Raw genomic sequence first — 12,487 nt, 5'->3', positions numbered from 1 at the left:
TTTTTGTACTATTTTTTTATTTTATATAACCTAAATGCAAAAATGGCAATCATCAGATAACAGATTATAGGGAGATAATAGGCTTTGGCTACATTGTGATTTGCTACCAAACCCATCATTAAGGGAAAAAAAGCCCCACCCACTACGCCCATCGAAATAAATGATGCTCCTTGTTGTGTATGCTTACCCAAACTCTTTAGTCCCAAACTAAAGATGGTTGGGAACATGATGCTAAAGAAAAAATTGATGAGCATTAAAGCGCTATACGAGACCCATCCCCAAGCTTGTGCCACGACCAAACAAGAAAGAATACTGCCTGTAGCGAAGAATCCTAATAACTTGTTGGGAGCTATAAACTTCATCAAGAAAGTCCCTGCAAAACGCCCTAAAGCCATCATTGTCATGAAGATAATCATGTAATTAGCTGCCTGTTCGTCACTAAAACCCATTATTTCGTGACCATAATTGATAAAAAATGACCATGTTCCTGCTTGTGCTGCCACGTTAAAAAATTGTGCTATTACTGCCCAAACAAAATGTGATTGTTGCCAAAGGGGCTTATCAATAGGGCTATTTTCTCCCATTTCGGCATGATGCTCAACCGATAAATGAGGTATTTGTATCAAAGAAAATAACACAGCAATTATGGAAATAGCGATGCCAATAGATACATAAAGTGTTTTGACTGAACTTAAGTCACTATGCTCTTGGTTACCAGCACGTAGCAAAAAGAATGAGCCTATAGCAGGACCAATAATGGTTCCGAGGGCATTGAAAGATTGTGAAAAGTTAAGTCGTTGGTCTGAGGTTTCTTGTGCACCAAGTAAAGCAGCCAGAGGGTGTGCCACCGTTTCGAGTGTTGCCATACCACAGCCAAGCACAAACAAGGCCAAACGAAACATATTGAAAGATTCGGCATTGGCAGCAGGTACAAACAAAAAAGTACCCGATGCAAATAAGCCCAAGCCAAATAAGATACCTGCTCTATACCCAAATCGCTTCATGAATAGTCCCGCAGGAATACTCATGATCGCATACGCCCCAAAAACAGATAATTGAATGAGCCCCGATTGGGCTTTGCTTACTTGAAGTACATTTTGAAAATGTTTGTTTAACACATCGCTCATGGCGTGTGCGATTCCCCAGAGCATAAACAATGAGGTAACGAAAGCGAAAGTAACTAAATACCTTCGCTCCGTTAAAGAGGCTTTAATTTTGGACATGATTTAGGAAAGCTTTAGGATAGAAACCGATAGCAATAATCTTTGATTAATTCATTAATCACTTATGACTAAGGGCACCTAAAAGTGATGCTTCTTCGTTTAGAATGGCTTTTCGTAGTTGAATAGTTGGGTTAGCTGATAATTGTTGAATGATTGTTGGGAAAAACTTCTCAGAAGCCTGAGCAATATTTCCTCCGATAATAATGACTTCTGGCTCAAATTGTTTGATAAATCCTCGAATAAAAGAGGACAAATTTTGACCAAAATCTTCAAATAACTCACGAGCAATTACGTCTGTAGGATATAATTGTACCAACTGCTTTACACCTTCAATTGAGCTCTGAGTTTTCAAGCGATATGTATCTACAAACCAGCGAGTTGAAATGTAATCTTCGGCTACCCCTTCTAGCATTGGATAATTAATTCCTAAAGCCATATCCTGTGCTTCGCAATTCTGATAAATCGAGGTTCCAAGTCCAGTACCAAGCGTAATACCTATACCACGTACTAAGCCTTTGCCAGCACCAAAACGCATTTCGCCTGCCAAAAAGGCTTCTGAGTCATTCCGAAAAACAATATTTTGGGTATCAATCCCCAACCTTTCTGAGAGTTCTTGCTTGATATTGAGTCCATATAATGCTTCATATTTATTGACATTTTTCATTAAGCAAATACCCGTTAAATAATCAAAAGGTCCAGGCATGGCAATACCCAATTGACAATCTATCACTTCTCCACAAGCCTCAGCAATAGTTTTTGCCCATGTACCCAAAATCTCCTCGGCATTACCATGAGGATACACCTTTGCTCTGACAACTGTAGAGGGAATAACTTTTCCCGCATTCAAATCCACTTGAGCAGCCGTAATATGCGAGCCCCCAATATCAACTCCTATATGTTTCATAATTACCATGTTTCTCTTTACTATTTTTCCTCCTCAAACCAAATGGCGTATCCGCCTGATGCCAACAAATCTACATCCAACTTACTTGTATAATCCACGTTAATAGTTTTCATCCCTACTTTGGTGGCAGTATTTACGCTTGGATCATCGTAGTACAAATGAGCCTTATACTTTTTACCCGTTGTTAAAAAACTAAAGTCTATCGTCAGCTTGCGTGCATCGTTATTGGTCATACATCCCAAAAACCAGTCATTCCCTGATTTACGTGCGATAGTGACATATTCGCCAATTTTACCATTTACCACTTTTGTTTCATCCCAAGTGGTTGGAATTTTTTGCCAAAATTCTAGTTCTGATTCATCTTTACTTTGAGATGGTTTGTCGTACCAAAACAAGGTCTGAATCGGACTATAATACACGGCCGCCATCGCTAACTGATGTGTATGAGTAGTTTTAATTCTATTGGTAAAATAACAAATCGTATAGTCAGCAGCGCCACCTATATATCTGGTAAATGGTAACGTGACATTATGTGTTGCATCAGGCATTTCTTCGTTTCCTCTTATACCCTCGGCAGTCATGAGGTTGGGATAGGTTCGCATTTCACCCGTTGGACGCCAATCGTCGTGTATATTTACCATTAAGTCATTGGCTGCACATTTCTTGATAGCCTCCTCAACCCAATTTGTCCAATGTTGAGAGCCAACTTGTACAAAACCAAACTTGATTCCTTTGATACCCCATTTTTTGTAAAGTGGGAAAATCTCATCAGCTTGTTTAACCAAAGATTGAAGATTTACATACAACCAAATACCCACACCCTTTTGCTTTCCGTATTCCACTACAGCAGGCATATCTATTGGTGCTACCACTTTAGACGCATCAGTATCCCAAGTCAATGCTGGTCCATACCATTTCCAATCGAAAAGAATATATTGAAGGTTATTTTTGGCTGCAAAATCAATCGCATCTTTGGCACCTTGTGTAGTTAGGGTCATTTCACGAATAATTTTCCCTGGCTTAATCCAATCTGTTTTGGCAATTTTATTGGCAGGATTTAGGTTCAAAAGAATATCATTATTTTCAATGAGTTGTCCTTCCGATTTCGCTACCATGATAACCCGCCAAGGTGTACCAAAATAGGTAATAGCATCTACTCCTCCATACAAACTTGTTTGAATTGTATTTTTCTTGGTTTTGCTCAACGTAAATTTACCACGTGCATAATTAACCATTTCGGCTTCTGCCAAACACGCCCACAAACCATTTGCAAGTCTTAATGGCATTGGTCTTTCTCCCGAATCAACCCAATCTTTTAAAGGAAGTTCTTGATATTTACCTTGTGCCCATTGTGTATAAAAAGCAGTTGTTCCTGTAGGTAAAGTAAACTCTGTATTCTCAGCAGTAATTTGATAATAAGAACCTTTGGGATTTTCAAGAAAATAATAGCGAAAAGCCAAACCTTCGTTATACAATCTCACCTGAATATCCATTTTATAATCATGATTACTACTCTTTTGAAAAGAGAGCGTAGCTGATGAATAGCGATTTTTTATAACAGAACGTTCACCATACAAAGGTTTCCAAACTGAATCTACTTCCGATGTACTCGCTTTGAGAAATTCCAAATCCTCACACCATTTGGTAGTTTTATCAACTTTTAAGGCCATGGCTAGTTCAGACAAATGATTGTCTAACTGAATGTCAAGCTCTGACTCCAAAATGATTGGCGAATTTTTATAGGTCAAGGTATAGAAAATGGCTTTATGTCCTTTTTTATCTAATTTTTGATAAAGTTGGCATACCAAATTTCCGTCTGGCGATTTAACGGTTTGTAGCGTTTCTGGAATGAGTCCTTTCTGGGCAAAAGCAGCTCCATTACAAAGTATCATCCAAAGAATAAGCATAAGATTTTTCATTGTGAAATTGTGTTAAATACTAAACATTTAGAGTTGAACTAATTTAAGATGGTTGATATGACCAAATGTGTTATTTCATTTTGAGCAATTTCTTGTATTTCAACAATGCTTCGATATAATAATAATCTCCATAAATAATCGAGGCATCTACTTCGCCATTGATAGGGCGATTTCCTGTCGAATGCAACAAAAAGGCATCATTTATCTCTCGACTCTGATACACTGACGAAGAAAGACTTTCTAACATTTTCTTTGCTTTGCTGATATATCGCGCTTTTGTTTTTGGATTTTTTACATAATTTGACAATTCAAATAAAGCAGATGCTGTCACAGCAGCAGCGGAGGCATCTCTAGTTGTATTTGGAATTTCTGGCGTATTGAAATCCCAGTAAGGAATCAAGGAATCATCGGGTAAATTTTTCAAATACACATCCGTCACTTTCTGTGCAAAATCCAAAAATTGAGGATTTTTTGTAAAACGATAACACATCGTAAAACCATAAATTGCCCATGACTGACCTCTAGCCCACATCGTGTTATCAGCGTATCCCTGATGCGTTATTCCTTTGATTTTCTGTCCTGTTAAAGTGTCATACAACACCACATGATAAGAGGTATAATCGTCTCTAAAATGATTTTTCATCGTAGTTAGCGCATGTTGCTCGGCTATCTTATACAGATTTTTATTCTTACCATTTTTAGCAGCCCAAAACAACAACTCTAGGTTAATCACATTGTCGATGATGGTATTATGCGCACCAAACTTTTTCACTTCTCTTGGCCATGACAATATCGTCCCTACTTTGGGGTTATAAAGCGTTGCCAATGTATCAGCAGTGGCTAAAATCACGTTTTTATAAGAGGGGTTATTGGTCAATCGATAACCATTACCATAACTACAAAAAATCTGAAACCCAAGGTCGTGATCGTAGGCCTTTTCTTGGGATAGAGGTTTTAGTTGTTTATCGAATCTTTCTGCTTGTACTTTAAAGACAGGATTCTTGGTTCCCTCGTACAAATACCACAAAGCACCAGACCAAAAACCACTGCACCAATCTTTGTAATCGACTAAACGCCAAGCTGTTTTATCCTTATCGATACTTCTTGGAATATTGCTCCCTTGACCATCGGGTGGTAAAGAGTTGATTGTTTTAAGAGCTTGTTTGGCACAATAGTCAATCTCTTTTTGAGGGTTAAATTGTGCATGGACCGACCAAACTAAACAAATAAATAAGCAAGTAGTAAGTATTTTTTTCATAGTAAATTCACAAGCTTAAAGGATTAAGCTTGCTTTTAAAAAAAGGGATCTATATTCGAGGACTGTAGGCTGTAAGCCTTAAGCGATAATGTTTACAGCCTTGTTTTATTAATTTCTATCTACAACTTCAGTATTCCTTTAAGCATTTTTGCGCATTTTGCTCGATGAATCTCTGATAATAAGATGAGCAGGTAAAACGGTTATTCTATTGGCATATTCGTTAGTATCTTGCATGTGCTCCAACAGGTCATTAATTAATTGCTGGGACATTTCCTGAATCGGTTGAGCAATCGCCGAGATAGAAGGCTGATGAATACGGAACAAATCGTTATCATCAAAAACCATCATCCCTAGCTCCTCTCCTATTTTTACACCCATACGATTTAGCAATTCTATTCCTGTGATTGCTAGATAGTTAGTCGCAAAAAATAATGCATCAATATGAGGTTCTGTTTTTAGCATATTCTCGATTTCCGCCATAATCAAATGCTCTTTAGCGGCACGATACTCTACTTTTTTGACATAAGAAGTCAAACGGTTTTCATAAATCGCTCTTTCATAGCCTAACAAACGGTCTATCATTTGCGGCTGGACAGAGTCGAGCGTCACAAATGCGATATTTTTATACTCTTGAGAAATGAGGTATTTCGCTGCTTGATAGGCGCTTTCAAAATTGTTCATTCCCACATAACTAACATCCAAATCGTTGCAATTTCTATCAAACAAAACCACTGGCAACTTACTATCAATCAGATGTTTAATTTCCTTATCAATGCCTTCTGTGGGGGTAATGATATACCCGTCCACGTTACGATCTCTAAAAGTGTCAATAAGTTCTTTGGCTTTCTTTGGGTCGTTTTTGGTACTGCTATAAATAATTTTGTAACCATTTTCGTAAGCCACATTTTCGATATGTCCTGCAACACTAGCAAAAAACGGATCGGCAATATCTTCTACAATCAAGCCAATCACATTCGTTTTACCTGTACGAAGACTTTTCGCCAAATGATTAGGTCTGAAGTTATTTTCTTCAATAAAAGCTGTTACTTTTTTGGTTAATTCAGGACTAATTCGTTTTTCTTTGGCTTTTCCATTTAGGATATATGAAACCGTAGCAGTAGAAATTTGAAGCGCACTTGCTACTTCTTTAATAGACATTTTTTTCATCTACAAACACAATCGTTTAAAGTTTTTGGGGAAGTAAAATACAAGTTAAACGATTATTCTCATATAAAAACCTAGTTTTTGAAAAAACATCCATCCTCTCCACAGACTGTATTTCTACTTTTTCTTAAAAATCTATGAAATATTATTGATTTTATAATGAATCATATACTCTTAGTACAATTTCTAAGCAGTCCACAATAAAAAGATGCCACTTTTTGAATTTGATACCCTTTTATGAGGAAAAATAAGTAAAAAGTTTTTACAGGGTAAAAGTTAAGCTCGTAAGCAAGTATTTCGAGAGACACTGGAAACTATAAAATAAAATTCGAGAGCCTCAAAAAGACTCTCGAATCCGTAAAAACCTGATCTATTTTGAAGGATTAGCTGGGCAAACCCAGCAAATGCTATCTTCATAGTACAAAAGTAAAGGTTATGATTTTACTACTCGATTCGAGACATCAACAATTAAAATAAACCTTACCACCCTGCGTTCTGCTTCAAATTAGGATTCAATTGTATTTGTTGAGAAGGAATAGGCAATAAATAGTTTTTTTCTTGCCATTTTCTGCCTGTTTCTATTCTGTAAACACCATTTACCACATTGTTTTTGATGCTTGGCCAATAAGTTTCGTAGGCTGTTCCTGTCCATTGAATCCCTTGAATGTCGATAGGCATCTCTATTTCGGCAGTTTTCCAACGAATCAAATCATCTCTTCTAAATCCTTCAAAATATAGCTCAATGGTTCTTTCACGACGGATTTCGGTACGCATATCCAAACCATTTGTGGCTACAAAAGCATTGCTAAGTTTAGGCATTGATTTATTGACACGGTTTCGCACTACATTCAAAGAGCGGTTTAAATCTAAGTCTGAAATTGTCCCATTTCTTTCATAAACTGCCTCTGCATAGTTTAGAAGCACTTCTGCATATCTGATTACTGGATAATCATAGGCTTCTTGGTTATCATCAAGACGTCTTTCGGTAGCCCATTTTTGGGTAGCATAACCTGTGTTTGAATTCGATTTGTATTTACCATTAGAATTGGCAATATCAATTGCATCTCCTTTCCAAGTAACACGAGCCCCAGGGTTTTGGTTATTCCAATAATATCGTCCATCGACCATCATTGTATATTGCATACGATTATCACGATTTTGATATTCAGAAGTAGTGGTTTTGAATCCTTGAAATTGTGGAGATTTTTCTATTGGTAAACCATCAGAACAAAGGTACATACTGGCAAATTTGCGCGTTACCCAGTAAACATTATTGAGCGTTGCTTTGGTCACGTTCATACGAATTTGACGCAAGTTAAAGTCATAACGGTTGGCTAAAATATATTCTTTGTTAGCCGCTTTGGTAATATTTGCAGGATTGGATTGTTGGTTTTCTAGGATAAACATATATTTCTGCGCCGAGTCGCCCAAGGCTGTAGGCGCAAAAAGTTCATATTGTGTACTTTTGATTACCTCATCAGCACTCGAAATAGCCTTATCCAACAAGGTATTTGCTCTAGCGGTATTTCCACGAAACTTTTGCCAAGTACCTTCATATAAAGCTACTCTACTCAAAAAAGCTTGTGCTGCACCTTTGCTAATTCTACCTTTATCCGAAGCGGCAATCGCATTCTCAAGAGGTAAATCTGTAATAGCCGCTTCAAGGTCTTGAACGATTAGGTTGACTACTTCTTCTCTAGAATTTTGTGGAGATGTTAGTTCTGAGGAGGTTGTCGTCAACGTTTTGGTAACAATTGGCACTTCTCCAAATTGTTGTAACAAATCAAAGTAAGTGTACGCTCTAAAAAACTTCGCTTCGGCAACAAAGGTCTTAATATCATTAGGTTGCGAATATGAACTAGCCTTTTCGATAAGATAATTGGTTGCTCTAATACGAGTATAAGCTGTATTCCAATTGCCATCCGAAGAAGGAACAGTGTTTGAGCCATTACTAAAAGTAGAACCTCCAGATACATACATAATGTCGGAACGACGATCGGCATGTGGCATGTCGTTCAAAATATCTGAGAAGCTTCTTAAGTAAGTATAAAACTCGTTGGCTGCTAGCCTAAATTGGTCTGGTGTTTTCCAATAATCCGCATCCGAAATCTCATTGATTGGTTTCATATCTACGAGGTCGTTGCAACTTACTCCCGTAAATAAAAGCGCCACTAGGGCTATTTTGATATATATCTTTTTACTTTTCATTTTCTTTATCTATTTTAAATAAGTACAATTTTCAATTTTATACATTCTTGATAATCAAATAATTGCACTCTACACAATGAAAACATTCATTAAAAAGTTAAATTTACCCCAAATGTAAAATAGCGATAGAAAGGGAATCTTTGACTTGTAGTACTCACATTCAGGTTGTTCGAATCGCCTGCATTTGATACTGTTCTTGGTGCTTCAGGATCCCAGCCATCGTTGATTTTAGTAAATTCAAACAAGTCATTTCCTGAAAAATACACACGAAGTCTTTCTATCTTAGCTCTTTGTGTAATTGCTTTTGGAATGGTGTATCCAATCACTAAATTTTTCAACCTTAAGTAAGAACCATCCTCTGCTACCCAGTCAGAAGGGAAATAGTTATAGTTGTTGATCGTACCTGTAGACGAAATACGTGGTAAACGAGCATCTGTATGGTCAGGAGTCCACCATTGATTTAGGAATGCTGAGTTTTGCGCTTGGAAAATAACCGCCGCTGGAATTCGCCAGTTGCCATCACGAATAATAGTTCTTTTCCCTACACCTTGGAAAATAGCATTAAAATCAAAACCCTTAAACTGAATACCTGCGTTGAACGAATAAGTATAGCGAGGGTTGTCTGTACCCAAATAAACGGCATCTTCTGGAAAAGTAATTTTGCCATCACCATTCACATCTTTATACATATTATCGCCAAGGGCTAAGCGGTTGTTGGCTTGTGCATTTTCGGCTCCAGATGGCATTCCAATATTATTTCCAGTGATATACTTGCGATAGGCGGTCAATTGCTCCTGTGTTTGGATTCGACCGTCATACACCAAACCAAAGTATGAGTTGATAGGATAACCCTCAACAGCTCCATTGAAACCTCTGTTGTTGCTACTAATCAAAGTTTGTCCTCCAAAATTGACCAGTTTATTTTGGTTATCTGAAAGGTTAAAACCAACATTGTATGTTAGTTCGCCAATTTTATCACGCCAGTTTAAAGAGAAATCCCAACCCCAAACTTTCAAATCTCCATTGTTCCCAGTCGGTGCATTTGCTCCCATTACTGCCGAGTAAGTACGGCTAAGTAACATATTGCCGTTGCGTTTCCAGAAATATTCAAAAGTACCTGATAATCTTCGGTTGAGAACCGTAAAATCAAGTCCTAAATTTTTGGCTTCTAGGCGCTCCCAAGAACGGTCATACGCCACGAGTGTACTGGTAGGTGATACTCTCACCACTGGACTTGTTCCGATAATCGGATAGCTGGCATCTGTTGAGCTGGTAGAATAAGCAAGATTCAAAAATTGGATATAATCATAGTTCGAAATACCGCTTTGATTACCCATTACACCATAAGAACCTCTTAATTTTAGTTCATCAAAAATGTTTAAGTCTTTGATAAAATTCTCTTGACCAATTCTCCAACCACCAGAGATTCCATAGAACAATTTCCAGCGGTCTTCAGGTCTAAATTTTGACGAGCCATCATATCTTGCATTTCCTTCAACAAAATACTTGTCTGCAATATTGTAGTTCAAACGAGCAAAATACCCTCCTAATGCCGTGTGTGTTTGACTTTCGGTGACCGTTTTAGAGGTTGGATCGCCAGTACTTAACGACAATGAAGGCGGAACATTAGCTAATACATCAAAGGTCTTGGCGATATAAATATTGTTTTCGTAACGTTCGTACTGCGCCCCTAGCACTGCTTTAAAATGATGGTCTTTCAACAGTTCATTTTCGTATTCTAAGTATCCATTTAGATTGTAATTGGTTTCTAAACGAGAAGAACGTTGATAGAAGCTTCTTGAAGGTAAATTCGAAATTAGCACTGTACCCGAATAATCATACCAGCCAATCGAGTTGCCTTGCGTACGAATATCTGTATTCAAGTTGTAATATCCCGCATAACCAACAGCCTTGAGTTTCGGGCTAAAAGTATATGTTAAATTAAAGTTGGTATTCAAGCGATTGTTGTATTCTTTATTATCTCCGCCCAAATCAGCAATTTTGTTGACCGAAGCATTTCCAAGTCCTGAGCCCCAAACGTAAGGTTTTCCGTTGATAGTTTCTCCGTTGAGTGGCTTTCCAGGCTGATTTCCATTATTCAACACATCTCCTAAATAAGTAGGTTGAATAATATCTTGTTTTTCGTAGGAAAAGTTAGTTGCCAAAGCCAATTTGCTTGAGAACTTATAGTCGTGTGTCAAACGAAAGTTATAACGGTTAGAATAATTATTTCCTACTTTTAATAAACTTCCATCGCTCAAATACCCCATTGAAATTCGATAGCCAGATTTCTCTGAACTTCCCGAAATACTTAGTTGATGCTCGGTAGAAGTAGCATTACCCCAAAGCATATCTTGCTCAGTACCATTGAAAAAAGTAAAGTCTTTTACGTCGCCAAACAAACCCGAACCTGTGGTACTCATAGCATCGTATTCAGCTTTGGTCAACCATTGTTTTCCTGCCGCCAACGCTTTTTCGGCCACATAGCCGTAGTTATACCAAATATCTGTTACAGGAAAACCATCTGTAGCACGAGCCTCTTTCACAAGCGGAGCCCAGCCGTTGATATCAACCAATTTAGGCAATAAACCTACTCGTTTGATGGACGTTGAACCATTATAATCAATCACCACTTTACCTGATTTACCTCTTTTTGTGGTAATCAATACAACTCCACCCGCAGCTCTAGAACCATAAATTGCCGCAGCACCATCTTTCAAGAAAGAGATATTGTCAATATCATTTGGGTTAAAAGAGTTCAATGTACCTACACTTGGCACTGGCACCCCATCTACAATTACCAAAGGTTCGGTAGAGTTGACTGAAGCTGCACCACGAATTTGAAAATTCCAACCTTCACGCCCCGACTGTGCTGAGTTGCGGGTAACTGTCACTCCTGGAACCTGACCTTGTAAGGCAGCTAAGGGACTCGATACAGGTCCACGATCTTTAAAAGTTTGAGCAGATACAGTAGCCACCGAACCCGTCAAGGTAGCCTTTTTGGCAGTACCATAACCTACAACAACGACTTCATTGAGGGACTTTACGTCTGATTCGAGAGTAACGTTGATAGATACACGTTTGGTAATATTGATTTCTTTTTTGTTGAAACCTACCGACGAAATAATAAGTGCTCCAGATTCTGGTGCAACAATACTAAATTCTCCTTTTTCGTCAGAGGTAGTCCCCTTCGTTGTACCCTTGATGATGACACTGGCGCCAGGAATAGGCTGTCCGTTTTCGTCCACAACCTTTCCTTTTACAGTTTGGTCACCGAGTATAATTGTCGTATTGATGCGAGTTTCGAGGTTAGAAATAGTCGATAACATCATATTCTTTTTCAGAATAATTTTATTGCCAACCATCTCATAATCAACCCTTAAAGGTTTAAGCAAATGTGCCAAAACATTATCTAGTGTTTCATTTTTTGCCGAAATGCTTGAGGTGGCATCACCACCAAAGATTTGTGGATTGTACATAAATCGTACATCCGACAATTTTTCTAATTTATGTAAAATGCTTACAACCGATTGGTTATTGCTTTGAACACTTAGTCTCTGATTTAATGCACTTTGAGCCACGCCTTCTCTGGCTTCGGCTATGGTTGTACAGATCATCGCAATAAGCACCTGATAGAAACTTATCCTCATGACTTTTAGGATTGTTTTTTGAAATAGTACTTTGTTTTTCATACTTTTGTTTGATTTGTCGTATTCGAATCGGCAAATACTCCCCCAGCACACTTTTTGAGTGTGAATCATCATTGCCAAAGAAGATAGGGAGTTCTGAAGCGAGGGTGCGGGAACACCTT

The 12,487-nt window shown here is 38.0% G+C and carries 7 protein-coding genes; all 7 read right to left on the bottom strand.

The window, feature by feature from the left end:
* Window positions 1-8: 8 nt before the first annotated feature.
* Window positions 9-1,223: an L-fucose:H+ symporter permease gene (gene fucP / locus QM491_RS19025; RefSeq protein ID WP_283329123.1), complete on the bottom strand. Its 1,215-nt coding sequence runs from the start codon at window positions 1,221-1,223 to the stop codon at window positions 9-11.
* A gap of 58 nt (window positions 1,224-1,281) precedes the next feature.
* Window positions 1,282-2,127, bottom strand: a complete 846-nt coding sequence (locus tag QM491_RS19020; protein WP_283329122.1) for an ROK family protein — start codon at window positions 2,125-2,127, stop codon at window positions 1,282-1,284.
* A gap of 20 nt (window positions 2,128-2,147) precedes the next feature.
* Entirely contained in the window at window positions 2,148-4,046 is a 1,899-nt protein-coding gene (locus QM491_RS19015; protein ID WP_283329121.1) for a glycoside hydrolase family 97 protein, read from the bottom strand.
* 70 nt (window positions 4,047-4,116) lie between these two features.
* Window positions 4,117-5,304 (bottom strand): glycoside hydrolase family 88 protein, encoded by a 1,188-nt coding sequence (locus QM491_RS19010; protein ID WP_283329120.1) that lies wholly within the window; start codon window positions 5,302-5,304, stop codon window positions 4,117-4,119.
* 138 nt (window positions 5,305-5,442) lie between these two features.
* Window positions 5,443-6,471 (bottom strand): LacI family DNA-binding transcriptional regulator, encoded by a 1,029-nt coding sequence (locus QM491_RS19005; protein ID WP_283329119.1) that lies wholly within the window; start codon window positions 6,469-6,471, stop codon window positions 5,443-5,445.
* Window positions 6,472-6,948: 477 nt separating this feature from the next.
* Window positions 6,949-8,676 carry a RagB/SusD family nutrient uptake outer membrane protein gene (locus tag QM491_RS19000; RefSeq protein ID WP_283329118.1) on the bottom strand — a complete coding sequence of 576 codons (1,728 nt, stop codon included), beginning with the start codon at window positions 8,674-8,676 and terminating at the stop codon, window positions 6,949-6,951.
* Between the two features lie 89 nt (window positions 8,677-8,765).
* Window positions 8,766-12,368, bottom strand: coding sequence for a TonB-dependent receptor (locus QM491_RS18995; RefSeq protein ID WP_283329117.1), 3,603 nt, complete (start codon window positions 12,366-12,368; stop codon window positions 8,766-8,768).
* Between the last annotated feature and the right edge of the window lie 119 nt (window positions 12,369-12,487).

The organism is Flectobacillus longus (assembly GCF_030056705.1).
Lineage (GTDB): Bacteria > Bacteroidota > Bacteroidia > Cytophagales > Spirosomataceae > Flectobacillus > Flectobacillus longus.
This window is presented reverse-complemented; position numbering and strand designations above follow the sequence as displayed.

Excerpts from the sequence above, each read along its gene's own strand:
- QM491_RS19020 (WP_283329122.1), bottom strand. The coding sequence starts at position 2,127 with ATGAAACATATAGGAGTTGATATTGGGGGCTCGCATATTACGGCTGCT.
- QM491_RS19000 (WP_283329118.1), bottom strand. The coding sequence starts at position 8,676 with ATGAAAAGTAAAAAGATATATATCAAAATAGCCCTAGTGGCGCTTTTA.
- QM491_RS19005 (WP_283329119.1), bottom strand. The coding sequence starts at position 6,471 with ATGAAAAAAATGTCTATTAAAGAAGTAGCAAGTGCGCTTCAAATTTCT.
- QM491_RS19010 (WP_283329120.1), bottom strand. The coding sequence starts at position 5,304 with ATGAAAAAAATACTTACTACTTGCTTATTTATTTGTTTAGTTTGGTCG.
- QM491_RS19015 (WP_283329121.1), bottom strand. The coding sequence starts at position 4,046 with ATGAAAAATCTTATGCTTATTCTTTGGATGATACTTTGTAATGGAGCT.
- QM491_RS18995 (WP_283329117.1), bottom strand. The coding sequence starts at position 12,368 with ATGAAAAACAAAGTACTATTTCAAAAAACAATCCTAAAAGTCATGAGG.
- fucP (WP_283329123.1), bottom strand. The coding sequence starts at position 1,223 with ATGTCCAAAATTAAAGCCTCTTTAACGGAGCGAAGGTATTTAGTTACT.